This is a genomic window from Roseovarius faecimaris, from assembly GCF_009762325.1.
Lineage (GTDB): Bacteria > Pseudomonadota > Alphaproteobacteria > Rhodobacterales > Rhodobacteraceae > Roseovarius > Roseovarius faecimaris.
On the sequence record NZ_CP034348.1, the window covers coordinates 3,528,857 to 3,555,568 of the forward strand.

The 26,712-nt window shown below is 64.8% G+C and carries 26 protein-coding genes and 1 riboswitch; of the genes, 16 read left to right on the forward strand and 10 right to left on the reverse strand.

Annotation, left to right across the window (positions count from 1 at the left end; translation table 11 throughout):
• The first annotated feature begins 19 nt into the window (after nucleotides 1–19).
• Nucleotides 20–655 carry a hypothetical protein gene (locus EI983_RS17620; protein ID WP_157708652.1) on the forward strand — a complete coding sequence of 212 codons (636 nt, stop codon included), beginning with the start codon at nucleotides 20–22 and terminating at the stop codon, nucleotides 653–655.
• The gene (locus tag EI983_RS17625; protein ID WP_157708653.1) at nucleotides 656–1,753 is read left to right on the forward strand and encodes a Hint domain-containing protein; all 1,098 of its coding nucleotides are present in this window, start codon (nucleotides 656–658) and stop codon (nucleotides 1,751–1,753) included.
• 24 nt (nucleotides 1,754–1,777) lie between these two features.
• On the opposite strand, the gene EI983_RS17630 is transcribed toward EI983_RS17625, so the two are convergent.
• The 3 genes from EI983_RS17630 to dapD all read right to left on the reverse strand — a co-directional run bounded on the left by EI983_RS17630 (nucleotide 1,778) and on the right by dapD (nucleotide 3,308).
• Nucleotides 1,778–2,113, reverse strand: a complete 336-nt coding sequence (locus tag EI983_RS17630; protein WP_157708654.1) for a hypothetical protein — start codon at nucleotides 2,111–2,113, stop codon at nucleotides 1,778–1,780.
• Between the two features lie 61 nt (nucleotides 2,114–2,174).
• The gene (locus EI983_RS17635; RefSeq protein WP_157708655.1) at nucleotides 2,175–2,417 is read right to left on the reverse strand and encodes a GlsB/YeaQ/YmgE family stress response membrane protein; all 243 of its coding nucleotides are present in this window, start codon (nucleotides 2,415–2,417) and stop codon (nucleotides 2,175–2,177) included.
• Nucleotides 2,418–2,480: 63 nt separating this feature from the next.
• Nucleotides 2,481–3,308, reverse strand: a complete 828-nt coding sequence (dapD, locus tag EI983_RS17640) for a 2,3,4,5-tetrahydropyridine-2,6-dicarboxylate N-succinyltransferase (RefSeq protein ID WP_157708656.1) — start codon at nucleotides 3,306–3,308, stop codon at nucleotides 2,481–2,483.
• A 316-nt stretch (nucleotides 3,309–3,624) separates the two neighbouring features.
• On the opposite strand from dapD, the gene EI983_RS17645 reads away from it, so the two are divergent.
• A complete protein-coding gene (locus EI983_RS17645; protein WP_157708657.1) occupies nucleotides 3,625–4,125 on the forward strand; it encodes a TadE/TadG family type IV pilus assembly protein in 501 nt (166 codons plus the stop codon).
• Nucleotides 4,125–5,642 carry a pilus assembly protein TadG-related protein gene (locus tag EI983_RS17650; protein ID WP_157708658.1) on the forward strand — a complete coding sequence of 506 codons (1,518 nt, stop codon included), beginning with the start codon at nucleotides 4,125–4,127 and terminating at the stop codon, nucleotides 5,640–5,642. Before EI983_RS17645 ends, EI983_RS17650 begins: the two co-directional genes overlap by 1 nt.
• A 69-nt stretch (nucleotides 5,643–5,711) precedes the next feature.
• Here EI983_RS17650 and EI983_RS17655 read toward each other — a convergent pair whose 3' ends face one another.
• Nucleotides 5,712–6,251, reverse strand: coding sequence for an invasion associated locus B family protein (locus EI983_RS17655; RefSeq protein WP_157708659.1), 540 nt, complete (start codon nucleotides 6,249–6,251; stop codon nucleotides 5,712–5,714).
• 183 nt (nucleotides 6,252–6,434) lie between these two features.
• On the opposite strand from EI983_RS17655, the gene EI983_RS17660 reads away from it, so the two are divergent.
• Both EI983_RS17660 and EI983_RS17665 read left to right on the forward strand, forming a co-directional pair.
• Nucleotides 6,435–7,430, forward strand: coding sequence for an asparaginase (locus tag EI983_RS17660; protein ID WP_157708660.1), 996 nt, complete (start codon nucleotides 6,435–6,437; stop codon nucleotides 7,428–7,430).
• A 47-nt stretch (nucleotides 7,431–7,477) separates the two neighbouring features.
• Nucleotides 7,478–7,635: riboswitch (FMN riboswitch) on the forward strand.
• A gap of 82 nt (nucleotides 7,636–7,717) precedes the next feature.
• Nucleotides 7,718–8,152, forward strand: coding sequence for a 6,7-dimethyl-8-ribityllumazine synthase (locus EI983_RS17665; RefSeq protein ID WP_157708661.1), 435 nt, complete (start codon nucleotides 7,718–7,720; stop codon nucleotides 8,150–8,152).
• 76 nt (nucleotides 8,153–8,228) lie between these two features.
• Here EI983_RS17665 and EI983_RS17670 read toward each other — a convergent pair whose 3' ends face one another.
• Nucleotides 8,229–8,543: a YciI family protein gene (locus EI983_RS17670; RefSeq protein WP_157708662.1), complete on the reverse strand. Its 315-nt coding sequence runs from the start codon at nucleotides 8,541–8,543 to the stop codon at nucleotides 8,229–8,231.
• A 182-nt stretch (nucleotides 8,544–8,725) separates the two neighbouring features.
• On the opposite strand from EI983_RS17670, the gene EI983_RS17675 reads away from it, so the two are divergent.
• Nucleotides 8,726–9,448 carry a hypothetical protein gene (locus EI983_RS17675; RefSeq protein WP_157708663.1) on the forward strand — a complete coding sequence of 241 codons (723 nt, stop codon included), beginning with the start codon at nucleotides 8,726–8,728 and terminating at the stop codon, nucleotides 9,446–9,448.
• Here EI983_RS17675 and serB read toward each other — a convergent pair.
• Nucleotides 9,418–10,290, reverse strand: a complete 873-nt coding sequence (gene serB, locus EI983_RS17680; protein WP_157708664.1) for a phosphoserine phosphatase SerB — start codon at nucleotides 10,288–10,290, stop codon at nucleotides 9,418–9,420. The two genes, EI983_RS17675 and serB, sit on opposite strands and share 31 nt — an antisense overlap.
• A 252-nt stretch (nucleotides 10,291–10,542) precedes the next feature.
• Between serB and EI983_RS17685 the strand changes: the two genes are divergently transcribed.
• From EI983_RS17685 to EI983_RS17695, 3 genes are all read left to right on the forward strand, one after another.
• Entirely contained in the window at nucleotides 10,543–11,697 is a 1,155-nt protein-coding gene (locus EI983_RS17685) for a phosphoserine transaminase (protein WP_157708665.1), read from the forward strand.
• A gap of 90 nt (nucleotides 11,698–11,787) precedes the next feature.
• Nucleotides 11,788–13,383 (forward strand): phosphoglycerate dehydrogenase, encoded by a 1,596-nt coding sequence (serA, locus tag EI983_RS17690; protein WP_157708666.1) that lies wholly within the window; start codon nucleotides 11,788–11,790, stop codon nucleotides 13,381–13,383.
• Between the two features lie 111 nt (nucleotides 13,384–13,494).
• The gene (locus EI983_RS17695; RefSeq protein ID WP_157708667.1) at nucleotides 13,495–14,595 is read left to right on the forward strand and encodes a P1 family peptidase; all 1,101 of its coding nucleotides are present in this window, start codon (nucleotides 13,495–13,497) and stop codon (nucleotides 14,593–14,595) included.
• 17 nt (nucleotides 14,596–14,612) lie between these two features.
• Here EI983_RS17695 and EI983_RS17700 read toward each other — a convergent pair whose 3' ends face one another.
• Together EI983_RS17700 and EI983_RS17705 are read right to left on the reverse strand one after the other, a co-directional pair.
• A complete protein-coding gene (locus EI983_RS17700; protein ID WP_157708668.1) occupies nucleotides 14,613–15,020 on the reverse strand; it encodes a universal stress protein in 408 nt (135 codons plus the stop codon).
• Between the two features lie 102 nt (nucleotides 15,021–15,122).
• The gene (locus EI983_RS17705) at nucleotides 15,123–15,908 is read right to left on the reverse strand and encodes a copper chaperone PCu(A)C domain-containing protein (protein WP_157708669.1); all 786 of its coding nucleotides are present in this window, start codon (nucleotides 15,906–15,908) and stop codon (nucleotides 15,123–15,125) included.
• Nucleotides 15,909–15,955: 47 nt separating this feature from the next.
• Between EI983_RS17705 and EI983_RS17710 the strand changes: the two genes are divergently transcribed.
• Entirely contained in the window at nucleotides 15,956–17,365 is a 1,410-nt protein-coding gene (locus EI983_RS17710; protein ID WP_157708670.1) for a hypothetical protein, read from the forward strand.
• Here EI983_RS17710 and EI983_RS17715 read toward each other — a convergent pair.
• On the reverse strand, nucleotides 17,317–18,330 hold the full coding sequence (locus EI983_RS17715; RefSeq protein WP_246162224.1) for a fatty acid desaturase: 1,014 nt from the start codon (nucleotides 18,328–18,330) through the stop codon (nucleotides 17,317–17,319). The genes EI983_RS17710 and EI983_RS17715 overlap by 49 nt on opposite strands.
• A gap of 147 nt (nucleotides 18,331–18,477) precedes the next feature.
• Between EI983_RS17715 and EI983_RS17720 the strand changes: the two genes are divergently transcribed.
• Entirely contained in the window at nucleotides 18,478–19,308 is an 831-nt protein-coding gene (locus EI983_RS17720; protein WP_157708671.1) for a Scr1 family TA system antitoxin-like transcriptional regulator, read from the forward strand.
• Nucleotides 19,309–19,405: 97 nt separating this feature from the next.
• The gene (idi, locus tag EI983_RS17725) at nucleotides 19,406–19,939 is read left to right on the forward strand and encodes an isopentenyl-diphosphate Delta-isomerase (protein WP_157708672.1); all 534 of its coding nucleotides are present in this window, start codon (nucleotides 19,406–19,408) and stop codon (nucleotides 19,937–19,939) included.
• A 6-nt stretch (nucleotides 19,940–19,945) separates the two neighbouring features.
• Here idi and EI983_RS17730 read toward each other — a convergent pair whose 3' ends face one another.
• Nucleotides 19,946–21,571, reverse strand: a complete 1,626-nt coding sequence (locus EI983_RS17730) for an AfsR/SARP family transcriptional regulator (protein ID WP_157708673.1) — start codon at nucleotides 21,569–21,571, stop codon at nucleotides 19,946–19,948.
• 174 nt (nucleotides 21,572–21,745) lie between these two features.
• Here EI983_RS17730 and EI983_RS17740 point away from each other — a divergent pair, with 174 nt between their 5' ends.
• The 3 genes from EI983_RS17740 (at nucleotide 21,746) to EI983_RS17750 (ending at nucleotide 26,644) form a co-directional block, all read left to right on the forward strand.
• Entirely contained in the window at nucleotides 21,746–22,882 is a 1,137-nt protein-coding gene (locus EI983_RS17740) for a phosphatase PAP2 family protein (protein ID WP_198389336.1), read from the forward strand.
• Nucleotides 22,879–24,921, forward strand: coding sequence for a S8/S53 family peptidase (locus EI983_RS17745; RefSeq protein ID WP_157708676.1), 2,043 nt, complete (start codon nucleotides 22,879–22,881; stop codon nucleotides 24,919–24,921). The genes EI983_RS17740 and EI983_RS17745 overlap by 4 nt, the downstream gene beginning before the upstream one ends.
• Nucleotides 24,922–25,030: 109 nt before the next feature.
• Nucleotides 25,031–26,644, forward strand: a complete 1,614-nt coding sequence (locus tag EI983_RS17750) for a GMC family oxidoreductase (RefSeq protein ID WP_157708677.1) — start codon at nucleotides 25,031–25,033, stop codon at nucleotides 26,642–26,644.
• Nucleotides 26,645–26,712 lie beyond the last annotated feature (68 nt).

The following is a 26,712-nucleotide window of genomic DNA, read 5'->3' on the forward strand; positions in this document are numbered from 1 at the left end:
CGGGACAAGCGCGACAGAGATGGCGCAGGCGCTGCTTGGCGCCGGGGCCACCGTCCTCAATGCGTCCTGTTCCGGGGATCCGGCCCTTTCGGGCACCTGCTCTGGTGACGACACTGGCGCATCAGGGGGGACGCCGGGCCGTCGCGGGGCTGTTCTGGCGACCGGTGTCGGAGCCGGTGACACGGCTCAGCTCGATGTGGATTTCATCCCTGCCGGAGATGTGTTGACGATGCGTCTGCTTTTCACGGGCGCGCGCCTGTCTCTCTCCGCCGAGGGGACCGGTCCCGATAGTTTCGCGGTCTGGATCAACGGGCGGCCTGTCCCTCTGTCTCCGGGCGAAAGCGCCTCCGCCTTTGGCAAAGCGCAGGGCTCACACGGGCTGAGCGCCGCGATGACGCTGATCGTCCCGGTCCATGCCGGGCAGGTGAACTCGATCCGTTTCGGCCTTGCCGGGGATAAGGCCGGATCAGAGGGCGTGACCCTGAGGATCGTCGGGGAACCGGTGCGCATCTCGCCGCGCCGCGAGGAGGACGGCCCCCTGGTCTGCGGCACCGGCACCGGATCGGGCGATGTTCTGGCCAATGATGTCGAGAGCATGGGCGGCACGCTGATCATCACCCATGTCGATGATCTGCCCACCGGCGAGGCGGCCTGAATGGGGTGGATCGGGCTTTTCGACGGCGACACGCCCCGCTTTGACCGCAAGGGGCTGACCAATGCGCGTCTGGCCTCCAGCCCGCTGCCGCCGCCCGACACGATGATGCCCCGCGGCACACTTCTGGCCGAAACGCGGCTGTCGCCCGACGGGCGTCCGCGGATGCTCCTGCAGATCGGACGCGATCATCCCTGGCAGTTCAGCCTGTCGCTGCAGGCGCTGCCCGGCGGCGGGTTCATCCTGATCGAAACGCAGGAAGACCGGATGCGCCATGTCACCCTGCCGCATGTGCCCGATGGGCGGATGGATGTGATCCGCCTGACCTATCGCTGGGACGCGCCGGGCAAGACCGGGCGGCTGACCATGGAACGGCCCGAGGCCGACACCTCCCATTCGGTCGAGATGCCGCCGCCGCATGCCCTGCCCATGGCGGATCTCGCGCAGGTCATCATCCACCCGCATTACCGCGCCTCGGAAACCGAGACCGGCATCAGCCTTCTGGCCCTGTCGGACCGGATCGAGCCGCAAGGCCCCCTGCCCGGGCTGACCGGCAGCGTGCCGGTGGCCACCCCGTCAGGCTTCATGCCCGCGGGGGCGCTCAGGCGCGGCGATCTGGTGCAGACCCAGTCGGGCGAGGCGGTGCCGGTCCTGCAAACCGTGCGCCAGGTCATGCCCGCCCACGGCACGCTGCGTCCGGTGCGCCTGCGGGCGCCCTATTTCGGGCTGCGCCGCGATATCGTGGTGGCCCCGCATCAGCGCCTGGTGATCAGCGGCAGTCAGGTCGAGTATCTCTTTGGCCGCGAGGCGGTGCTGGTCCCGGCCCGGCACCTGATCAACAATGTCTCGGCCCTGCCTGCGACCGGCCCGGACCTGGTGACCTATCATCACCTGCTTTTGCCCAATCACGAGGTGATCAATGCAGCGGGCTGCCCGGTGGAGAGCCTCTATGTGGGTCGCCTGCGCCGTAAACCCGACGCGCTGGCCGCAAGCCTGCTGGCCCCGTTCGACCGCGCGCATCTGCCCGAGCATCCGCAACCGGTCTGGCCGGTGCTGAAACCGTTCGAAGCGGTGGCGCTGGCCCTCAGCCGGGTGGCGTGAGGCCGCGGCGCACTCGTCCGCCCCTTACGTGTCGGCCTCGTCAAAAAACGGCGTCACCTGCGCGACGATCACGGCGTTTTCCTCAAGCGCGCGTTGCATCAACCCGCGCTCCTCGCCGCTGATCTCATGGCCCTCGGCCTCGCGCTCGGCCAGGGTGCCGTAGCCGGTCACATCGAGCGGCGCCATGTCGGCCTGTTTCAGGATTGCCACGCTCTCGCGCACGGCCTCGGCCTCGTCCACGCCGGAGGCATAGAGCATCAGCGCCGCCCCGGTGGCCCCATCGGGCAGGCCATCGCCCTCCTTGCGGCCCACTTCGACAAGGAGGGTATAGACCTGCTGTTTGCTGTTTGTCCTGGCCATGCCCGCGTTCCTTGGTCATTCGCGCGGCCCTGTCAAGCGCCGCGCCGCCGGTGCCTATCGGTCAGCGCATCCTGCGATAGGCCCAGATCAACAGGCTCGCCCCGGCGATGCCGACAAAAAGCTGCGGAATCCAGCTGTTCGCGGCATATATCCCGATCAGCCCAAGTATGGCATTGAGCACAACCGCGCCGATGATCCCCAGCACGACGTTCAGCAGAATGCCGGTGTTGGCCTTCATGATCATGCTGGCAATCCAGCCCGCAAGCCCGCCGACGATGATGGATGCGATGATCCCGAGTCCCATGGCACGTCCCTCCGCGTTTGCCTATCCTGCTGCCCCGACATCGCTTGGCGGCAATCGGTTCCCTCAGTCGCGCAGAAGCTCGTTGATGCCGGTCTTGGAGCGGGTCTTCTCATCCACCCGCTTCACGATCACGGCGCAATAAAGGTTGATGTTGTTCTTGGTCGGCATGGAGCCCGCCACCACCACCGAATAGGGCGGCACCTCGCCATACATCACCTCGCCCGTCTCGCGATCCACGATCTTGGTGGATTTACCGATGAAGACACCCATGCCCAACACCGAGCCTTCGCGCACGATGCAGCCCTCGACCACTTCGGACCGCGCCCCGATAAAGCAATTGTCCTCGATGATGGTCGGGCCCGCCTGCATCGGCTCCAGCACGCCGCCGATCCCGACGCCGCCCGACAGGTGCACGTTCTTGCCGATCTGGGCGCAGCTGCCCACGGTGGCCCAGGTATCGACCATCGTGCCTTCGTCGACATAGGCCCCGAGGTTCACGAAGGACGGCATCAGCACCACACCCGGCGCGATATAGGCCGAGCGGCGCACCACGCAGTTGGGCACCGCGCGAAAGCCCGCAGCGCCCCATTCATTGTCGCCCCAGTCTTTCCATTTGCTGTCGACCTTGTCCCACCAGGCGCCGCCCTGAGCCGAGCCCTCCTGGCGTTCCATATCCTTCAGGCGGAAGCCCAGCAGCACCGCTTTCTTGGCCCATTGGTTCACATGCCAGTCGCCGTTTGCCTGGCGCTCGGCCACGCGCAGGCTGCCGCTGTCGAGCGCGTTCAGCGTGTCCTCGATCGTTTCGCGTGTCTCGCCTGTGGTGGCGGGGGTGATCGTGTCGCGCGCCTCCCAGGCGGCTTCGATGGCGGTTTCCAGTTGGGCGTTGGACATTGGGGGCTACCTTCTTTTTGCATGGGGTCTGCCGACCCTGTCGGTGTCCTTATCCCGAAACATGCGCCCATGATCAATCGCCTGCGCCTGTTTTGGTCTGAGTTTCGACATATATCAGCCGTTCAACACCGCCGCCCGCGGCCCCGGATACCCGGCGCAGAAGCGCGACCGACCCCCTCCTCTGACGGTCGAAACAGCGGCAATTCACGAGAAATCAGCGGCACAGTGCCCAATTTCACCAAGATGTTTCCTTTTTTTGGCCACGTTTATTTCGAATATCTGAAGCTTGGGCGATTGTTGGGATGGCCCGAGTGACATGCAATCGACGATTGCAGCTTTTGACGCAACCCGTCGCGGCGCGGTTCGAAAGGCGATGCGCGACAGGTTAGAAGGGGACGTTGAAATGGGACGCAAAACCAAACACTTGTTCCGGCGGGCAAGAGGGTTCAGGAAGGATGCCGATGGCAGTGCCTCCATCGAATTCGTGCTCTGGATGCCCGTTTTCATGTTCATCCTGATGCTCACGATTGATGCCAGCATCCTGTTTATGAGCCAGTCCAACTACTGGAGCATTTCAAGGGATACCGCGCGTCTCGTGTCACGCCACGCGATCACGGAAGAACAAGCCAAAACCTATGCCGAAGCGGCAGCGGTCAACAAATTCGCCTCGCCCACGGCGAGTGTCACCAAAAACGGTCAGACCGTGACCGTGGTTCTGACCTCGCCGGCGAGTCAGCTGACGGTGTTCAACCTGTTCAGCTTCGCCACGCCCTACCAGGTTGAAGCCTCGACAACACAAGCTCTGGAGCCGATCTAATGCCTAAGCCGACACACCCGATCAGGGCCCGCCTCGCCGCCTATGCCCGGGATGATGACGGAACGGGCACGGTTTTCAGTATTTTCGCTGTCGCAATGCTGCTGATCATCGGCGGTATCGCCATTGATGGTTCGAACTTCTGGCGCAATCAGCAACAGATGCAGCAAACCGCGGACGTGGCTGCGCATGCCGGGGTGGTCGAGCTAACCATGAATGGCACCCAAGGGGCGGCCAGTGCGGCCGCGACCTTTGTCAACAACAACATGCCGTCCGATCTCTACGGCAACCTTTATGCCGACCAGAACAGCGATATCGTGCTGGTGCATTACGACGAGAACAACAACTCGATCAGCACCTCCGGCACCCCCAATGCCGTGCGTGTGCAACTGCACCGCAACAGCGCCTCCGGCAATCCGCTGCGCACCATCGCGCTCCGGGTGTCGGACCTGTTCCTGATCTCCGAGCAGACATCCCTGTCAAACTGGAACCTGTCGGTGACCGGCGTCGCTGCGCTGGCGGTGTTCAAGGGCTGCAACAGCACCGACGGCATTTACGCCAAGGACAAGGTGCGCCTGTCGTCGAGCAACACGTTCGGCTCCGGATATTGCCTGCACAGCCAGGATGAAATCTGGATGTCGCAGCAGAACAATTTCATGGCCAATTCGGGCCTGAGCATGCCGAATCTGGATTCCTGCGGCAGTAAATGCACCGATGGCGCCAATCCCGGCTCGGAGGCCGCCGCCTTTGAGCGGAACCTGATCCTGCCCGACATCAACGCGCATATCCAGGGGGCGTATGATTCGTTCCTGGGCACCGGCGATCCGGCCATCAAAGACGCGTTCTTCAGCGATAAATATATCGAGAACAGCGCCCTGAATGCGCTTAAAACCGTGGGCATCAAGACCGCCGGACTTCAGACCGGCTCGGTTGTGAACATGACGGATGCCCAGTTCGAAGAGCTGGCCGATGTGCCCGAAGGGCTGGTCTATAACGTGACCTGCAAATCCAACGGCAACCCGGACAGCGTGCGCATCGAATTTGGCGAGGAAAAGCAGAAGCCGGGCAAGAACGGTGAAAAATACTTTACCCCGTCGCAATTCAGCGATGTGGCGATCATCACCAATTGCGGCTTCGAGTTCCTGACCGCGACCGATATCAAGTCATCGGTTCTGATTTCGACCCGCCTTGCATCCACCCACACGATCACCGCCAGCTCGGGCGCCAGCATCGGTGACCTTTTGGGCGGCTGCGCGGTCGACGAGCAAACCGTCGTCATGGGGATGTCGGGGATGAGCGTTCCGGCGGATTTCGCAGGCTCGAATGTCAGCTTCATCGTCGATAACGACATTCACCTGTCGGCGTCCAGCTCGTCCTCCACCATCAACCATTCCGGGGTGAGTTTCCATGCCTCCGGGTCGGTCGAAATCGCCGCCAATCACACCTTTGATTCCTGTGCCACCCCGCCCAGCGGGCTGATCCCCACCCTCAAGGTGATCCGGCACGTGATTCCAAGCTGACCGTAACGGCGCGCACCGGGACAGACCCGGCGCGCCCTTACGACACTCTGACTGATCGGGAAAGCGCTGTTACTGACAGCGCTTTTCTGCTTCTTCCACTGCCGCGGTAAAGCCCATCAGCGAGAAGGTATCGGTTGTCTGTGTGCCGCGCGAGGAACGCGCCTGCAACACGGCCGTCGCACCGCGTTTCAGGGCCGAAATGATCTTGGCGTCATCGGCCGTGGAGGCAGGCCAGGCCCATTCGCCCTCGGTGAACAGCTCAAACTCGTTGCCGCCGATATCGAGATTGACGGTCGACCCGCTGGCAAAGGGATAGCCGCCGGTGAAGGCAAGCTGCCCCTTCACGCCGGCACCGGGCCGGTAGAAGGTCATCAGCAGGATATCGCCCCGGCGCACCGCCACGACGCGCCCGTCCTTCTTGTTGACCGTTTCCGTGGGCGACGACACCGCCCAGCATTCGCGCGGATTCTGATCCTCAAACACCGACCAGGCGGTTTTTGCCGCCACCTGATTGGTGCTTTCTTCCTGCGCCATCACACCCGTTCCGGCCAATGCCAGCGCCGCGCCAGCAATCCCGCGTGCAATGAATGACCCTATTTGTGATCCCATCTGTCCAGCCTCCAAGCTGTCCTTTGCCTCAAAACCTAGTCCCGTGCGCCCCCGTTTCCCGGATTATTTCTTTGGCACGGTCATTTCTTACTCGACATTGCAATATTAGACTGAAACAGGCGAGAGTTGGAAGCCGGAATTGGCAGAATTTCGCGCGCAGCCGCAGTTCGGGAGATCACAATCATGACACATCCGGTTCCAATGGTGGAGATTTGGCGCGGCCCGGTGGTGGAAAGCCAGCATTCGGGCCATGCCGTGATCTGTGACGAGACCGGACAGATCACCCAAAGCTGGGGCAACCCGGATCAGGTGGTTTATCCGCGCAGTTCCGCCAAGATGATCCAGGCGCTGCCGCTGATCGAAAGCGGCGCGGCCGATGCGCAGGGGCTTACCACCGAACAGCTTGCTCTGGCTTGTGCGTCGCATTCCGCCGCGGCGATTCACACCGTGCGGGTGATGGCCTGGCTCGATCATCTGGGCCTGGGCGAGCCCGACCTGCGCTGCGGCCCGCAGGAGCCCGAGGACATTCCCGCCCGCGACGCGCTAATCCGTGCGGGCGACGCGCCCTGTCAGGTTCACAATAACTGTTCGGGCAAGCATTGCGGGTTTCTGACCCTCAACCAGCATCTCGGCGGCGGGCCGGACTATATCGAGATCGATCACCCGGTGCAGCGTGCCTGCCTCGCGGCCTTCGAGGAGGTCACGGATCTCGCCAGCCCCGGCTGGGGGATCGACGGCTGCTCGGCTCCGAACTTTCTGACCACGCTGCATGGCATGGCCCGCGCCATGGCCTTTTTCGCCGCTGCCCGCGAGGGGCAGGGCATGCGTGCCACGGCGGCCGCCCGGCTGCGCGACGCGATGATCGCCCATCCCGAGCTCGTGGCCGGAGAAAGCCGCGCCTGCACCCAGCTTATGCGCGCCTGCACCGAACCGGTGGCGCTCAAGACCGGGGCCGAGGGGTTTTTCATCGCCATCCTGCCGCGCCGCAAGCTGGGCGTGGCGCTGAAGATCACCGATGGCGCCGGCCGCGCCTCCGAAAGCGCCATTGCGGCGCTGCTTGTGCGCCTTGGCGTGCTCGATGCCGGGCACCCGGCGGCAAAACGCTTCCTCAACCCTCCCGTGCTGAGCCGCCGGGGCTTTGATGCCGGTCAGATCAAACCCTCTGCCGGACTTCTCTGACGCGGCGCAAAGGCGCTTGCCACCGCCGGGATTTGCTTTCATTCTGGGCGCGTTCTCAGGGCGGGGTGAAATTCCCCACCGGCGGTAACGGGAGGCTGATACCCAGCGCCCGAAGCCCGCGAGCGGCCCCGGATTGTCCGGGGTGTCAGCAGATCTGGTGCGACTCCAGAGCCGACGGTCACAGTCCGGATGGAAGAGAGCGACAAGGGTCATGCGGGCGCGTCTGCCCGCTGCCTCCTTTCGTTTGATGCTCTGGGCGACGTGTCAAAATGTGAAAGGAGACCGATATGACACTTCCCCGCTATGCCTTCATCAAGGCGAACTGGCATGCCGAGATCGTGGACCAGGCGCTGACCGGCTTTGCCGAGCTGATCCCAATGGCACAGATCGACGTCTTTGACGTGCCCGGCGCGTTCGAGATGCCGCTTCTGGCGCGCGATCTGGCCGCCTCCGGGCGCTATGCGGCGGTGGCCGCCGCGGCCTTTGTCGTGGATGGCGGCATCTACCGGCACGATTTCGTGGCGCAGGCCGTGGTCGATGGGCTGATGCGCGCCGGGCTTGATACGGGCGTGCCGGTCCTGTCGGTGTCGCTCACCCCGCATCAGTATCAGGAGACGGCGCATCACACTGCGATCTATAAGGCGCATTTCGTCGAGAAAGGGCGCGAGGCCGCCCGCGCGGCGCTGATGATCGGTCAGACCCGCGCGGGCCTCGCCGCCTGAACGAACGCGCCGCTCATCGGGCCCTTGCGTGCCCGCCTCGCGAGGCCGCCACGTAAGAGGCGGATGAGCAGCGCGCTCAGATCTCGTGGATTTCCGCCACTTCCACGCTGCCCGACCCGCTGTTCAGGATCGGGCAGCCCCCGGCCATCTCGCAGGCCGCGTTGATATCGTCCGCGATCAGGATCGAATAGCCCGAGAGCGGGTTTGCCCCCCCGTCATCCACGACCCGGTCGCGATGCACCGTCTTCGACAGGCCCACCGGGTTGCCCGCATCGGCCACAGCGGCACCAAGCCCGGCGAGCCAGCCCATCCAGGCCGCGATCATCTTCTCTCCCTCTTCCTCGGACTGAGGCATCTCACCGCCATGATAGGCGAGCATGAATTTCGGCATGGTCGTATCCTTTCCTGTTCGGGTTTCCTCGTGCCACGAGCCTGTCCGGGGTCAAAGATAACATCTTTGCCCGTCAAAAAGATCAGCGAAATATCATCGCCCCCTTTTCCCGCGAAACCGCCCTACACCCGCCGCATTCCAAAACTAGGGTCACATGACCATACCGAAGGAGCACCGGCGACGTGAAGCTCTCGCGCAAGAAAAACGGCAATCTGGAGATGCTGCGCCTGACGCTGTCGCGGCGCGGCAGGCCGTCGTTCACGCTGTTCCCGATGGTTCATGTCGCTGACCGGGCCTTTTTCCGCCAGGTGGCGCGGGAGGCGGATGCGCATGATCTCGTGCTCAAGGAAGGCGTACGCGCCGCCGCCGGACGCACCGCCAACCGCAGCCACCGCATTGCCACCGCCGGGCATCGCACCCTGGCGGCCCAGTCGCGCAGCATGTCAGAGAGCGGCGGCGACCACTGGATAAACGCCGATCTGGCCCCGGACAAGTTCGGCCGGCACTGGCGCAAACTGCCGCTGCTGCGGCGCGCATTGTTTCATATCCTGCTGCCGGTTCTCTCGCTGTTCCTGCGCCTGCCCGCCGCCCGGCGCCAGATGATCGACGTGCTGGCAGAGCTTGGCCCGCAGGACGATGGCTCCATCGACGAGATTTTTGGCGACGGGTTTCACGACGCGGTCGTCAAGCGGCGCGATCAGGCGCTGATCGACGCCTGCATCGATGTCATCGACACCTGGGACGAGGGCAAGGTGGCCGTGGTCTGGGGGGCTGCGCATATCCCGCCACTGGTGATGGTGCTGATGGGCACCCATGGCTATCGGATCACGTCACGCCAATGGATCACGGCCATGACCGCCCCCGGACAGCCCGTTCAGGACGTGGTGAATTCCGACCGCGCATAACCCTGCAGAAAGAGCAGCGCCGTCAGATCGCCATGGTTGATGCGCACATCGCATTGCGCCGCGACCGACGGCTTGGCATGCAGCGCAACGCCCGTCCCGGCCCGGCCCAGCATCCCGAGGTCGTTGGCGCCGTCGCCCACAGCGATCACATCCGCCTCGCTGATCCCGAGCCGCGCGGTGATCTCTTCCAGCGCCTCGACCTTCGCCTGCCGTCCCAGGATCGGCCGCGCCACCTCTCCGGTGAGTGCCGCGTCGCGGATGATCAGCGTGTTGGCGCGGTTCTCGTCAAAGCCCAGATGTGCCGCGACCTGCGCCGTAAAGGCGGTGAACCCGCCCGAGACCAGCGCCGCGTAACCGCCCTGCGCGCGCATCGTCGCCACCAGTTCGGCCCCGCCGGGCATATAGGTGATCCGACTGTCCAGCACCTGCCCGATCACTCGCTCCTCAAGCCCCTGCAACAGCGCCACCCGTTCGGTCAGCGCGCCTTCGAAATCCAGTTCGCCATTCATCGCCCTTGCGGTGATGTCCTTCACATGCGCGCCCACACCGGCCTCCTCGGCCAGCTCGTCAATGCATTCCTGCTCGATCATCGTGCTGTCCATATCCGCCAGCAGCATCCGCTTGCGCCGCCCTTCGGTGGGCTGGATGACCAGGTCGATCTTCCAGCCTTGCAGGTCCTCCCAGACCTCCCACTGATTGCCGGGCTTTTCGGCCAGCGAGAATTCCGCCGCCTCGTCCGGCGAAAGCCACACCACATCCCCCCCGCCCCAGGCATTGCGCAGGGAACTGGCAAGGGTCGGGTCAAGCACGCCCCTGGGGGCGATCAGCGTGGCGGTGTACATGGGCAAGCTCCTGCGGCGTGGTCTTTGCGCTGACCTACGACATGCCGCCGGTGTTTTCCAGATGCAGCCGCCACCACGCGGCAGCCTGTAAAGGCTGACAAGTTTCCCATCGGAACGCTCTGCGTCGCATTTGAACGATAAACCGGCGCGGTTGCGGCATTTATGCTCTTGCGGGGACCGGAAAACGCCGCTACCCCGGTCCGTGGGACACCCCTCCCCAACGAGGGGCGCTTATCTGGAAGGGTAGCATTGATGGCTATGACGACACCCGGCACGCGGCCGGCCAATCCGCGTTTTTCCTCCGGCCCCTGCGCCAAACCCCCCGCATATTCCGTATCCAAACTGGCCGACGCGCCCCTCGGCCGTTCGCACCGCGCCGCCGTAGGCAAGGAACGCCTGAAAGCGGCCATCGAAGGCACGCGCGAGGTGCTGGGCATTCCGGCTGACTACAAGATCGGCATCGTGCCCGCCTCTGACACCGGTGCGGTGGAAATGGCCATGTGGAACCTTCTTGGCGCCCGCAAGGTCGAGATGCTGGCCTGGGAAAGCTTCGGCTCGGGCTGGGTCACGGATGTGGTCAAACAGCTCAAACTCGACGCGGACGTAAAGACCGCCGAGTATGGCCAGATCGTCGATCTCGCCACCGTGGACACCGATAATGACGTGGTCTTCACCTGGAACGGCACGACCTCGGGCGTGCGCGTGCCGGATGGCGACTGGATCAAGACCGATCGCGCGGGGCTGACCATCTGCGACGCCACCTCCGCCGCCTTCGCGCAGGACCTGCCCTGGGACAAGCTCGATGTGACCACGTTCAGCTGGCAAAAGGTGCTGGGCGGCGAGGCCGCGCACGGCATGCTGATCCTGTCCCCCCGTGCAGTTGACCGGCTGGAAAGCTATACCCCGGACTGGCCGCTGCCCAAGATTTTCCGCCTTACGAAAGCGGGCAAGCTGATCGACGGCATCTTCGAGGGGGCCACGATCAACACCCCCTCGATGCTGGCGGTTGAGGATTACCTTCTGGCGCTCGACTGGGCGCGTTCGGTCGGCGGGCTCGACGGGCTGATCGGCCGGGCCACGGCCAATGCGGCGGTGCTGCAGGATTTCTGTGCGCGCACCGACTGGATCGCCAACCTGGCCGAAGACCCGGCGACGGCGTCCAACACCTCGGTCTGCCTGAAGTTCACCGATGACCGCATCACCGATGGCGCTGCCTTTGCCAAGGCGGTGGCCAAGCGGCTGGAGGGCGAAGGCGTGGCCTTTGACATCGGCGCCTATCGCGACGCGCCTCCGGGCCTGCGCATCTGGTGCGGCGGCACGGTGGAAACTTCGGATATCGAGCTTCTGCTGCCCTGGCTTGAATGGGCGTTCGAGACCGAGATCGCAGCCCTTTCCAAAGCCGCGTAAGGTGCGTGCAAGCACACACCCTACAGCATGATCCGTAGGGTGCGTGATCTCACGCACCTTCCCGACATTCCCAATCGAAGGACCACCAACATGGCTCCCAAAGTACTCGTTTCCGACAAACTCTCCGAAACCGCCGTGCAGATCTTCCGCGATCGCGGCATCGACGTGGATTTCCAGCCCGACCTGGGCAAGGACAAGGACAAACTGGCCGAAGTGATCGGCCAGTATGACGGCCTTGCCATCCGCTCGGCCACCAAGGTCACCGAGAAGATCCTCGCCGCCGCGGACAACCTCAAGGTCATCGCACGCGCAGGCATCGGCACCGACAATATCGACAAGGACGCCGCGTCGAAAAAAGGCGTGATCGTCATGAACACGCCCTTCGGCAACATGATCACCACCGCCGAACACGCCATCGCGATGATGTTCGCCGTGGCGCGCCAGATCCCCGAGGCCAGCGCCTCGACCCATGCGGGCAAATGGGAGAAATCCAAGTTCATGGGGGTCGAGCTGACCTCCAAGACCCTCGGCGTGATCGGTGCCGGCAATATCGGCGGGATCGTCTGCGACCGCGCACGCGGGCTGAAGATGAAGGTCATCGCCTATGACCCCTTCCTCAGCCAGGACAAGGCCGACAAGATGGGCGTGGAGAAGGTCGAGCTGGACGAGCTTCTGGCCCGCGCTGATTTCATCACCCTGCATGTGCCGCTGACCGACCAGACCCGCAACATCCTGAGCCGCGAGAATCTGGAAAAGACCAAAAAAGGCGTGCGCATCATCAACTGCGCGCGGGGTGGCCTGGTCGATGAAGAGGCCCTGGCCGAGATGCTGCAATCCGGCCATGTGGCTGGCGCCGCCTTCGACGTGTTCAGCGTCGAACCCGCCACCGAAAACCCGCTCTTTAACCTGCCCAACGTGGTCGTCACCCCGCATCTGGGCGCGGCCACCACCGAGGCGCAGGAAAACGTCGCCCTGCAGGTCGCCGAACAGATGTCGGATTATCTGCTGACCGGGGCTGTGACCAACGCGCTCAACATGCCCTCGGTCACCGCCGAAGAGGCCAAGGTCATGGGCCCTTGGATCAAGCTTGCCGATCATGTGGGCAACTTCATCGGCCAGATGACCGATGAGCCGATCAAGGCGATCAACATCCTCTATGACGGGGTTGTCAGTGAGATGAACCTCGACGCGCTGACCTGCGCCGCTGTCGCGGGCATCATGAAATCGGTGAACCCCGAGGTGAACATGGTTTCCGCCCCCGTCGTGGCCAAGGAACGCGGGATCAAGATTTCGACCACCAAGCAGGACAAGTCGGGCGCCTTCGAGGGCTATATCAAGCTGACCGTCGTGACCGACCAGCGCGAGCGCTCGATCGGCGGCACGGTGTTCAGCGACGGCAAGCCGCGCTTCATCCAGATCAAGGGCATCAATATCGACGCCGAGATCGGGCGGCACATGCTCTACACCACCAATAATGACGAGCCGGGCATCATCGGCACCCTTGGCCAGACCATGGGCGAAAACGGTGTGAACATCGCCAACTTCACCCTTGGCCGCTCGGCGGCGGGCGGTGAGGCGATTGCCCTGCTCTATGTGGACGCGCCGGTGCCTGCCGACGTGGTGGCCAAACTCAAGGCCACCGGCAAGTTCCAGCAGATCCGCGCGCTGGAATTCGACGTCACCTGAGACGCGCGCCACCCGCCCCGGGGCCAAACCGGGGCGGGTGATCCTTTCTCGGCGGTTGCCTTTGCAATCCTGCGCCGTACTCTGAACCCAATCGTTTCAGAGGACCGCCCCATGACCAAGCCCCGCGCCCGCGATCTGGGCATTCCGTTTGACGGCACCCCCGGCACGTTCAACGCCATCACCGACATTCCCGGCGTCGAGCTGGGCCAGACCACGCTCACCGCGGGCCCGGTGCGCACCGGCGTCACCGCCCTTCTGCCCCGTGGCAAGCGGCGCGATCCGAGCCCGGTCTGGGCCGGGCATTTCAACCTCAACGGCAATGGCGAGATGACCGGCACGCACTGGATCAACGAGGCGGGCTATTTCCTGGGGCCGGTCTGCCTGACCAACACCCATTCGGTGGGCATGGTGCATCACGCCGCGACCGGCTGGATGACCGACACCTATGCCGATCATTTCCAGGGAGATCACGGCTGGGCCATGCCGGTGGTGGCCGAAACCTATGACGGTTTTGCCAATGACATCGTCGGCCGCCACGTGACCGAGGCCCATGCCCGCGCCGCCCTCGACACCGCCGCACCCGGCCCCGTGGCCGAAGGCAATACCGGCGGCGGCACCGGCATGATGACCTATGAATTCAAGGGCGGTACCGGCACGTCCTCGCGCCGCGTCACGCTGGGCACTCAGGGGTTCACCGTTGCGGCGCTGGTACAGTCCAATTTCGGCACGCGCCGCGAACTCATGGTGCGTGGCGTACCGGTGGGGCGGCTCTGGCCAGAGGATGCGCCGCTGAGCGGAATGGGCGGGCGCGACACCGGCTCGATCATCGTGATCATCGGCACGGACATTCCGCTTCTGCCGGGCCAGCTCAGGCGCCTGGCCAAACGGGGCGCTTTGGGCATCGGGCGCACAGGCACCTCGGGCGGGCATTATTCAGGCGACATCATGCTGGCCTTTTCCACCGCCAATGACCTGCCCCTGCCCCGGATGACCGCCGACGAGCACCCGCTGTTCAACAGCATGACCTGCCTTGGCGAACACTACCTCGATACGGTCTATGCCGCCGCAGTGGATGCCGTGGAAGAAGCGGTGCTCAACGCGCTGATCGCCGCCGAGACCATGCCCTTGATCAAACCGCAGGGATCAAGCTGGCAGGCGATGGACCATGCCCGCCTGCGGCAGATCATGGCCGATCACGGGCGCCTGAACTGATCGGCCCCCGGGGCGCCTCAGCGCATCACATGCACCGCGCATTTCGCGTGGCGCACCACCCGGTCGGCGGTCGAGCCAAGGAAATAGTTCTCCAGCCCCGGCCGGTGCGAGGCGATCACGATACAGTCGATGTCATGCTCTGACGCATAATCGACAATCGCGCGCCCGGCATGGCCCGACACCAGCACCGTCGCGGCCTTGGGAAAGGCCTCGGCCAGCGCCTGCATATGGGTCTCGATCTCCTTGCGGGTATTGGCGAACACCTCGGGCGGTATCTGCGCCATCGCGAAGGCGGGAACCGGCTCCATCACATGCAGCACGGTGATATGCGCCCCTTCCTCCGACAGGGCCTGCGCCATGTCGAACGACTCCTTCGCATCATGCGCCTCGTCAAATTCCACTGGCACCAGAATATTCTTGTACATCTTGGCCTCCCCTGCCTGATCACGCATCCTTTTGCGCGTCTGAAGCATAGCAGAACCGACGGGGACCAGCTTTGCGCCAAGTCAAACTGCTCCTTGCGGCGGTCACTCCACCTCCAGCACCGCCTCGGCCGCCACCGGGCCGGCCTCGTCCCTATAGGGCATGTGGTTGTTGCTGTTGAGCTCCACACGCACGGTATACGCCCCTTCCGGCAAGGCCCCGATGGTCAGCTCCGGCGCATAGACCCGCTGGAGCTTCAACCCGTCGAGATAAAGATGCCCATGCCCGCGCCCCGGCACATGGACCGGTGTTTCGACTTCGGCCGCCTCACGGTCAAAGGTGAAATTCTCGACCGTCAGGCGCACCCGCGTGGCCCCGTCCGCGGCAGGCTCCAGCACCATGCTCAGCGCAGGCGGTGGCCCATCGCCGCCCGCCTCGGCCATCGCCGCCATGGCCCGGTGCATCGCATGCGGGTCCACTTCCGCGCCGACCCGGGCCTGCACCGACATTTTGCCGGACCGGGCAAACTCCAGCGTCAGGGGGATCAGCCGCCCCTCCTCCAGCGCACCGTCCACGCCTGACAGGCGCAAAAACGCCCCGTCGCTCGACAGCGACGGCGCAGAGCCCGCCGGGATGGTCAGCCGCGTCGCCCCCGTGGGCGAGACGATCGCCACCGCCTCCGCCTCGGGCGAGCTGGCCGACAGAAGCACATCCGGCGCCGCCCCGGCCTCAATCTTAAGCGTGGCCATGGCCGTGCCCTCCGCCCCGCTCTCGGCCTGCACCTTCGCATTGCTGAGCGTGACCGGCGTCTGCCCGCCCATGCTCCGCCAGACAACCAGCACGGCAATCAGCACGATAGCGAGGAAAGCCACAACAAGAGGCGTGCGCATTCAGCTTCTCCCTTTTCCTTGTCCCGCGCCCAGACTAGCGTGCCCTCATGCGCATTTCATTTGCAAAATTCACAAGCCTCGCCGCCATCTTCTGCCCCACAGCGGCGTTGGCCCATGTGTCCGAGCAGGCTTTCGTCCTGCTGCTGCCGACCGAGCAATTCATCATCGGCGGCTGCCTTGCCGTGGCGGCGTCCATCCTGCTTGTTTCCTTCTTGCCAAAACCTGTTGTCGAGCGCGCCTTTACCCCGCGCGCCCTGCCCTGGCCCGCGCTGCCCCGCTGGCTGCCGCATCTGACCAGTCTTGCCTCCTTTGCCGCGGTTCTGGCGCTCGTGGTGATCGGCCTCACCGGTCCGCGCGATCCGCTGAGCAATCTGCTGCCGATGATGATCTGGACCGGCTGGTGGATCACGATCATCAGCGCCCTGGGCCTGATTGGCAATTTCTGGACCTGGATCAACCCGTGGAGCGGGCTGTACCGGCTGCTTTTCGGCCCTGATCCGGCGGCACCGCTGCGCCTGCCCGAACGCTGGGGCGTCTGGCCCGCCTGGGCGGTGTTCGTGATCTATTTCGGTTACTTCATCGCCGACCCGGCCCCGAGCGACCCAGACCGCCTGGCCATTAGTGTGGCGTGCTACTGGCTTTTCACCTTTGCCGCGATGGCGCTTTTCGGGGGCAAGACCTGGCTGGCGCGGGGTGAGGCATTCTCGGTCGCCGCGACTCTGCTCGCGCGCTGCTCGCTCTTTGGCGACTGGACGCGGCCCGCCATCGGCCTGCCCGGCTGGGCTCTGGGGCAAGGCCAGCGCTATGGCATCGGTCTCAGCATCTTCGCTCTGACCCTGTTGGCGGCAGGCAGTTTCGACGGGTTGAAGGAAACCTTCTGGTGGCTGGGCCTGATCGGCGTGAACCCGCTGGAATTTCCCGGCCGTTCCGCCGTGATCGGCTCTTCTCTGATCGGGCTGGGGCTGGCCATCGCCGGGCTTGTGCTGGCCTTTGCGCTGGTGGTCTGGGCCTGCCGCGCCATCGCCAATACCGGGCAAACCGGCGCGGATCAGCCATCGTTCCGGGCGGTTTTCACCGCCCTGGCCCCTGCCGTTCTGCCCATCGCGCTGGCCTATCATATCTCGCATTTCACCGTCAGTTTCCTGATCGAGGGTCAGTACCTTCTGGCCGCGATCGGCGATCCCCTGGCACAGGGGGCCAATTTCCTGGGGCTGGGCGATATCCGCGTCACCACCGGCTTTCTCAATTCCGCCGATAGCGTCAAGGTGATCTGGCTGACCCAGGCGGGGGTTGTGGTGGCGGGTCATGTGCTGTCTGTGCTGGTCGCGCATCACGCCGCATTAGAGCTGTTCGGCACGGCCCGGCGTGCCGCGATCAGTCAGATCCCGATGGGCCTGTTCATGATCGGCTATACACTCTTTGGTCTGTGGTTGCTGGCCACGCCGCGCGGGCTCTGATCCAGCGCACCCAGCATATCCACCGTCTCGATTTTCTCCAGCGCCGGAGCATCGGACATCAACGGATGCGGCACCGGGTCCTTCGCCCGCAGAAAGAACTGGCGGAACAGCTCACCATAGGAGCGATAGAAATAGCTCCGGTTGCGCTCCAGAAACTGCGCCCGGCGTTCGGCGAATATCGCGGGCAAGCGGTACCACGGCACGCCGGGGTGACAGTGATGCACTGAATGAAAGTTGTTGTTGAGAAACAGCCAGGACAGCGGGCCACGATCCTCGATGATCACCGTGCGCCCCGGCACTTTCTCATGCGCGCGGTGCTCCAGAAAGGTGCGGATCTTGAGTAGCGAGAACCCAAGATAGGCCGCCACCGCATAGGCCCAGAGCGGCACCGCCGACAGGCTGACGATCACAAGCACCGGCACCAGCCCCAGCACATGCAGCACATAAGCCTGCCGCACCCGCGCCTCGCCCCGCATGATCGCGGCGGCATCCTCGACATACAGCGTCCACAGGGACAGCCCCGGCCCCAGAACCATCCGCCCCAGCAGCAGGTTGTTGAATCGGTACACCGCCCTCAGCCAGCGCGGCAGGCGCGCCCATGCCACCGGATCCATATAGTTGCTCTCGGGGTCGTCATAGGGGTCGGTCAGGTCCGGGTCGTGATGATGCTTCAGGTGCAGGTCCTTGAAGCGCAGATAGGGCACAAACAGCCCCACCGCCGGAAAGATCAGCCCCTCACTCAGCGCCTGCGACCGGAACGGATGCCCGTGCAGCACCTCATGCTGCAACGAGGAATGCAGCGCGATGAACACCGCCAGAAGCGGCACCGACAAGACCGTGCCAAGGCTGTCGGTCCAGGCCAGCACCGCCCACAACCCGCCATAGCAAAGCGCCACCATGCCCAGTGTCGGCCATTCCACAAGCGGGCGGAGCGACGAACGGGAGGGCATTGAGGGCATGGCCATGAAGACTCGCATACTGACAGAAGATGTCACCGTTATGCGCCAAACCGGCGCGGTAACAAGTCCGTGAATTCATGCATGGATATGATAATTTGCAACATATTCACGTCATATGTTGTATTTTCACACTATCTCGCCTACCCCTCAGATATGGACAAACGCCAGCTTTGCGCTCTTTTCCGGGACCGCCTCGCGCAGCTTCTCGCCGCCGAGACCAAGGGGGTTGCGGGTTTTCTGCGCGACACCGGCATGGATCGCTCGGCCCTCAGCCAGTTCCTCGACCCCAGTATCGACCGGCTGCCGCGCGCCGAAACCCTGCGCCGCATCGGCGAGGCACGCGGCGTGTCGGTGGATTGGCTTCTGGGCCTGGAAAACGCCCCCGAAGGCCGACAGCAGGTCGCCCCCAGCTTTCAGATCGAGCAGGCCGACGACCCGCGCCGCTCGCCCCTGCATGCCTGGCACCGCGAGGCCGAGGGGCAAAAGCTGCGCTACGTGCCCTCCACCCTGCCCGATACGCTTCAACTCAGCGACACGCCCGAGGCTGACGCCCCGACTCCGCGCCAGCCGCGCGAGGAAAACGTGCTCGACGGGGTGATCCGGAACGATCTGGATATCGAGATCGCCATGCCCGTGCAGACCCTTCAGGACCTTGCCACGCAATCCGGGCTCTGGCGCGGGGCCTGCCCAGCGGAATGCGCCCGGCAGCTTGAGCATATGGCCGAAACCTGCGATGCCCGCTTCCCCGCGCTCAGGCTGCATCTTTATGACGGGCAGGCCAATTACTCGTCGCCCTTCACCGTCTTCGGACGCCAGCGCGTCGCACTCTATATCGGAGAGGCCTATCTGGTGCTCACCGGGCGCGAACAGATCGCCGCCTTCACCGCCCGCTTCGATGCGCTGGTGCGCGCGGCCCTCGTCAGCCCGGACCGCACCGGCGCCCTCCTGCGTCGGCTTGCGGACACAGGAGAGTGGGCAGGTTAATGCCGATTGTCAGGGTCAGGTTTACCCTACTAGCCTTCTGACAGTCGCGCCTGTAAACCAGACACACCACTCGAAGCGCCTGAAATATAGAAGTAATATGCCCGACACAACGCCCCCCCAGACCATTCCGGCCTGGCTTGGCACCAATTTGATTGCCATGGACAAGATCGAAGTGCACCGCCGCGGCCTTTTGCACAAGGCGGTATCGGTCTTTGTTCTCTGTGACGATCACCTGCTGATCCAGCGCCGGGCGCTTGGCAAATATCACACGCCCGGTCTGTGGGCGAATACCTGCTGCACGCACCCGCACTGGCGCGAAGATCCGGATAGCTGCGCCCGTCGCCGCCTCGAAGAAGAGCTTGGCCTGACCGGGCTGACCCTGGAGCATCGCGAACAGATCAAATATCGCGCCGACGTGGGCGGCGGCATGACCGAGAACGAACTGGTGGATATCTTTGTCTCGCGCGTCGAGGCGCAGATAGACCCCAACCCCAACCCCGAAGAAGTGATGCAGACCGAATGGATATCGCTGCAGGCGCTCAAAGAGCGCGTCGCCACGGAACCCGAGACCTTCACCCCCTGGCTGCGCATCTATCTCGACCGGCATGCCGAGCAGATTTTCGACTTCTGACGCGCCTCAGCTCTGATCGGTCAGCTGCGCGATCACCCGGCTGTCGATGATCTTGGCCCGCTTGGCGAGGCTGATCGGATAATCCGGGTCATTCAGAAACGCATCGAGCGAAAATCCCGGTTCCAGTCGCTTGAGCTGCTGCATGGTGCGTTCGGCATTTTCGACCTGTCCGAGATGCGAATAGAGCGCCAGCAGATAGCGCCGGGGCGGGCGGAAACGCGGGGCAAGCGCGGCAGAAATCTCAAGCGAGCGCACCGCCAGCTTCAGATCCCCCATATTGAGCGCCGCCAGCCCGACCTGAAAATCGCACCAGAATTGCAGCGGCGACTTGGCCGAAAGCTTTGATGCGATCTGGGCCGCCTGAAGCGACTTTTCCGCCTGATCAGAATAGAGCGCCGCATTGGCATAGGACCACCATCCAAACGGGTTGGACGGGTTCACCCTGATGGCCAGGCTGGCCAGTTCCCCGCCCGCGGCAATATCCCAGTCCAGCAGAATCTGCGCATTGGCCGCCGTGCTCAGCACCATCGAATTCATCGGGTCCGCTTCGACCGCTTTCGCCGCCAGCGCCTTGCCCTTCTCGATACACGCCTCCGGCGCGTCGGTGAACCGCTCGATCAGGTTGATCACCGCGATCTGCGCCTGCCACCCCCAGAAGGTCGCCGCGTTGCGTTCGTCCAGGCATTCGTCCAGAAGCTGCGAGGCGCGCGCCACCTCCCCCGGCTTGAACGAGAAAATCTGCGGGATCGCCGTGCCCAGCAGCACCGGCGGAAACAGCCCGTCCGTGCCGCTACCGGTGAGCATCATGATTTCCTTGTGCACCGCCGTCTGAAGGCGGAACGCCAGGTTCAGAAGGTCAAGGCTCTGCTCGATCGACCCCGAAGCTTTGGACGATTTCGCGCTCTCACTCCAGAAGACGCGGTTCTCCACCGCATGGCGCGCACTGATCCTGAGCCCGATCTGCCCCTCACCCGGCTGCACCGCGTTGACATCGACGACAAAGACATTGTCCCCGGGATGATCGGGCACCGAATACAAAAGCTCGATCTCGCCATTTTCATTCAGGTTACGCGTCAGCAGGTCGATGAACTCGCATTCCAGGTGATAGGACGTGGACACCGAATCCGGCCCGCTCAGCAGGACGAGCTTCCAGCGCCCGCTGCCAAACCGCGATGCGCGCTGCGCCGCCGCGGACTGAGGCGCCTGTACCGCCAACACCTTGCCGCGCATCGTCTGCAGCCAGTCGGCAAATTCCGGGTCCTGAAGCTCGAACCCTTCAAGGAACTCTGCGCCGCCCGGCCTGGCGTCCTTGTCCCACTCCACCGCAACGCTGGCGGGATCGAGGCTGACCACCTGCCGCGTGGCGCTCAGAACATCGGCATGTTCGCCCAGATCGCGGCGAATGGCGGTTAGTGTCTGGCGCAGGCTGGCGGCCGCGCGCGGCCCGTCACTGAGGCTCCACAGCTTGTCCTGCAACCACGAACGCGTGCGCTGCAAATCCTTCGACGTGGCCAGAAGCGCCAACAGCGCCTGCGCCTTCTTGGCCCCCGGGGTGATGTCCTCCCCGGCGGCATTGGTGACCCGGAACTGGCCAGACAGGCGCAGGGTCAGTTTATCGGATTTGCGATTCATTTGTCTTTGATACCAGAGATTTGCCGAATCCACCTGCGTTTTTCGCGTCCGAATACAGGGCAGCGTGCAACAAGCGTGAAGAAACCGTGAATCGTTGCAGTTTTTCTTGACGCTGCGCCAGCTTCGCCCGGAAGCTGGCGGAATGGGGAAAAATCATTTCAGGGAGCACGACCAATGAGCTTTTCAGAAAACGCAGCCGGTGGCGGACGTGGCGGTGGCCGCGGGGGAGGCCGGGGCGGCGGGCGCGGCGGTGGCCGTGGTGGCGGCCGGGGCGGCGGGCGCGGTGGCGGACGGGGCGGTGGCCGGGGCGGCGGGCGCGGCATGGCCGAGGACGAAGGGCTCGTCGCCGATGCACGCCTTGCCATCCATGATGCGCTGGCCGGGTATTGGGACCCGCCCGCAGGCAATAACAGCTTCGACTGGGAACCCGACGCGCTCGATCTGGACTACCTGCCATCGGACCGCCGGATCGAGGTGATCCTGCCGCAGATCCTGGCCCGCTTTGGCATCGAACAGGGCAGCACCGACGGCGTGCCGCATGTCACGCTGAAATGCGACGGGGCCAAGATCTGCACCATCCAGAAGCCCAGCCTTTCCACGCTCGGCACGCAGATGACATGGCTCCGCGCCTATGCCGATCTTCGGGCCGACCGCGCCGGCGAGATCCTGCTGCAGGCCGAAGAGATCACCTCGGCCTTTTCCGCGGTGCGCCCCTTCGATCTGCCCAAGCGGCGGCATACCTACGAGATGCTGATCCTGGTGCATGAGGTGACGATCCTTCTTGAGCAGCAGATCAAGCACCTGATGCGCTCGCCGCGGCCTGTCGAGTTTTCCGACAAGGTGATGCCGATGATCGACACACCGCCACACAGCACCTATCCGTCAGGCCATTCGACCGAAAGCTTCGCCATCGCAACGGCGCTCTCGCAGCTTGAATATGGCGAGACCCCGGGCGAGAGCCTTGCCGCGGACCGGCCCACCTTCCACGTGGCCCAGCGCATCGCCGTCAACCGCACGGTGGCGGGCGTCCATTACCCGGTGGATTCGGCTGCCGGGGCCGCTCTGGGCTGTGCCATCGGCACGGCGGTGGCCTTCATCGCCAACGGCACGCCGCTGCGCAGCTTCGGCTTTGATCCCAATGCGGCCCCCGAGGCTGATTTTAACCGCGCCGCGCTGGAGCCGGTGATCAAGGGCCGCGCCAGCAGCAAATCGCCCGATCCGCTGGCGATCCTGCAAAAGCGCTGGCTCAAGGCGCGGGGCGAATGGCAGCGCCGCGATGGCCGATCCGGCACCACCGGAACAGGCTCATGAGCACCTGGACCCCCTGGCGTGACCATCCCCGCATGGTCACGTCGCCTTATGTCAATTGGTGGCTGATGCAGCACGGGCTGGGCGCAGGGCCGTCCCCGATGCGCATGACCCCGTCGCTCAGACGGATGGATGACTTCGATGCGCTGCAAGGCAGCCTTGCCGATTTCACCGCCCTTGGCCACGATCCGTCCGCCTTCATGCCGGGGGGCAGCGGGGCTGACTGGCCGGTGTTCCCGGTGCCCGACAGCTCGGCCAACCCGGACTTCCTGAACAGCATCGACGGCGCCGGGGGCTGGTTGCCGGAGAATGCGAACTATCCCACGGTTGGCGCGGACACGCTGATTGCCGGGGTGATCGATGTGGATATCGGCCTGGGCCATCGCCGGTTCCGGCAGGCGGACGGCAGCACGCGTGTTCTCGCCTCCTGGCAGCAGGGCGCGCCCTGGGGCGGCGGGCCGGGGCATCTGCCCTTTGGCGCCCAGCTCATGGAAAGCGACATCAACAGCCTTCTGGCGCAGCACAGCTCAGACGGCGACCTCACCCGCCCGCTCGATCAGGACGGGTTCAACCGGGCCGCGCATCTGGTGGATATGGCGCGCCCTGACGGCCTGCATGCGCTGGCCACGTCCGAGGCGCATGGCACCCATGTGATGGGCCTTGTAGCCGGGGCCGACCCGGTCCGCGACGCGCCGTTCAGCGACCGCGTGCGCCTTCTGGTGGTCAACCTGCCGCCCGCCAGCGCCTATGGCGAAGGCGGGGCGTTTCTGGACTATTACCTTGTCTACGCGATGCGCTGGATCGTCGAGATGCATGCCCGGATCAGCAATGCGTCGGGGCTGGCGGCCACCCCGCCGCCGCTTCTTCTCAACATCTCCTTCGGCAAACAGGCCGGGGCCAAGGACGAACGACAGGTTTTCGTGCGCGAGGCCCGGCGGCTCTCGGAAGCGGACCAGATCCTCGGACAGGCCAAATTCAACGCGATCCTGCCCGCGGGCAACGACAACCTGTCGCGCGTGCATGCCCGGTTCGAGCTTCAGCCCGGCGACGAGCAGGCGCTTGACTGGCGCATACAGCCCGATGACGACACGTCGAACTTCGTCGAAATCTGGGTCGAGAAGCTGCTGACCACCGGCACGGTTCTGGCGCCCATCGACATCGACGTGGTGCCCCCCGGCGGCACGGCGGGTGCGTTTCAGCCCGCCGCCTCGGGCCAGATCACCGAACTAACGGGCGGCCTTGGCCGGGTCTATTGCGACGCGGTGGAGCCCGAAGACGGGGCCTCGGTGCGCTTTCGCTACCTCATCTGCCTGGCCCCCGATCATTTCATGAAGGGCGGCAAGGTGGGCGCGGCGGCGGGCAAATGGACCATCCGTTTCCGCAATTCGGGCGACACGGCCCATACCGTACGCGCCACGATCCAGACCGATCAGGCGACGCTGCCGGGGCAACGCAACGCCCGGCGCTCCTATTTCGAAGCGGCGGACTACATGCTGTTCGAGCAGAGCGGTCGCGAGGCCGATACCTTCGCCTATGTCGATGGCGCATCACCGGCCCCCAACCTCGATCGCAGCGCAACGCTCCGGCGGCGGGGCACGCTCAATTCCTACGCCGCCAACCGCTATGTCGCGACCATCGCGGGCCACCGCGAAACCGACGGGCGGCCCGCGCCCTATTCGGCCAGCGGCATCGGCCACCCGGTCCATGCGGGCGGGCGCGGCGCGCCGACGGTCAGCTTCCCCGCCGATGACGGCGCCGCGCATTTCGGCCTCCTGTCGGACGGGGCCAGCGACGGCTCGGTGGCCGCCATGCAGGGCACCAGCTTTTCCTGTGCCTGCGCGACGCGCTGGCTGATCGAAAGCTGGCTTGCCGGGCAGTTCGACCCGCAGGCGGAGGCCAGCGATGTGCAGGCCTTCCTGCGGGCCGCCCCGCTCACCCTGCCGCGCCCCGACAAATGGCATGACGCGCCCGTCGGCCCCGAGAAGGTCGGTGCCGGCCGGGCCTCCTGGCAGCCCGCGCGCCCGGTGTCGCGGCTTGGCTGAACGCCCTTTGTCCGGTCGGAGCCTCCGGCCGGACAACACCCCATTGCATCGCGCCAAAAAATAACGAATGTCTGCCCGGGCAAGACCCGAACAGCAGGCTGATGCGCAGATGACAACCTATGACTACATCCTTGTCGGGGCCGGATCGGCCGGGGCCGCCCTGGCCGCACGCCTGTCGGAAGACGCGCGCGCCACGGTCCTTCTGCTTGAAGCCGGCGGGCGCGGGCGTCATCCTTGGATTGTCATGCCCATCGGCTATGGCAAGGCCTATTACGACAAGCGGTTCAACTGGAAATACGAAACCGCCGCGGACCCCAATATCAAGAACCGTCAGATGTACTGGCCGCGCGGCAAGGTTCTGGGCGGATCGTCCTCGATCAACGCGATGGTCTATGTGCGTGGCCACAAGGCGGATTACGACGAATGGGCCGAGGTGGCTCCCGGCTGGGGATGGGACCACGTCGCCCCGGTGTTCAAACGCATGGAAGACTGGCGCGGCCCTGCGCACCCGGCGCGCGGCACCGGCGGGCCGCTGACGGTCACGGATGTGTCCGACGCGATGCACCCGCTTGTTCGCGCCTATGTCGCAGGCGCGGACGAGGCCGGCATCCCCTTCAACCCCGACTACAACGCCGAGGCGATGGAGGGGGCCGCCTTCTACCAGATCACCACCCGCGACGGGGTGCGCGCCTCCACCGCCGCCGCCTATCTCGGACCGGCGCGCAAACGCCCCAACCTGCGCATCGTGACCGGCGCGCATGTCACGCAGGTGATCATCGAAGATCAGCGCGCGACCGGGGTGCGCTATGTCCGGAACGGGCAAACGCACGTCGCCACGGCGCGGCGCGAGGTGGTGCTGTGCGGCGGGGCGATCAACACGCCGCAGCTTTTGCAACTCTCGGGCATCGGCCCCGGCGCGCTTCTGCAACGCCACGGGATCGAGGTGATCAAGGACAGCCCCCATGTGGGCCGGAACCTGGCCGATCATCTTGGCGTCGATCTGCTGTTCGAAGCGGCCCAGCCCAGCCTCAATCAGGTGTTGCGCCCGTGGTGGGGCAAGCTGCGCGAGGGGCTGCGCTATGTGCTGACCCGCAAGGGCGTCTTGTCGATGAGCCTCAATCATGGCGGCGGCTTCGTGCGGCTTGCCGACGGAGACGGCGCGCCCGACCTGCAACTGTACTTCTCGCCGCTCAGCTATGCCCGGGCGCCCGTGGGCACCCGCCCGCTGATGAACCCGGACCCGTTCCCGGCCTTCCGGCTTGGCTTCAACCCCTGCAAACCCACCTCGCGCGGGCATCTTGAGATCGCTTCGCCCGATCCGTTCACACCGCCCGCGATGCATCCCAATTACCTTGCCACCGAAGAGGATTGCCGGATGATGCTGGACGGGTTCCGCCTGATCCGGCGCATGACCGCCACACCGAGCCTGAACGCCCAGATCATCCGGGAAATGGCGCCCGGTCCCGCGCTCGACGGGGACGAGGCCATCCTCGATCATATCCGCGGCGATTGCTGGACGGTGTTTCACCAGAGCGGCACCGCGCGCATGGGCACGGACCCGGCCGATGCGGTGGTCGATGCACGGCTCCGGGTGCATGGGGTGGACGGCCTGCGCGTGGCCGATGCGTCGATCTTTCCGACCATCCCGTCGGGCAATACCAACGCCCCTGCGATCATGGTCGGCGAGAAGGCCGGCGACATTCTGCGCGAGGATGCGCGCTGAGGGCCGCTCACCAGCCCTGACAGGCTGTTTCGCGGCTCAAAACGCGTGAAAAACAACGAAACCGGCGC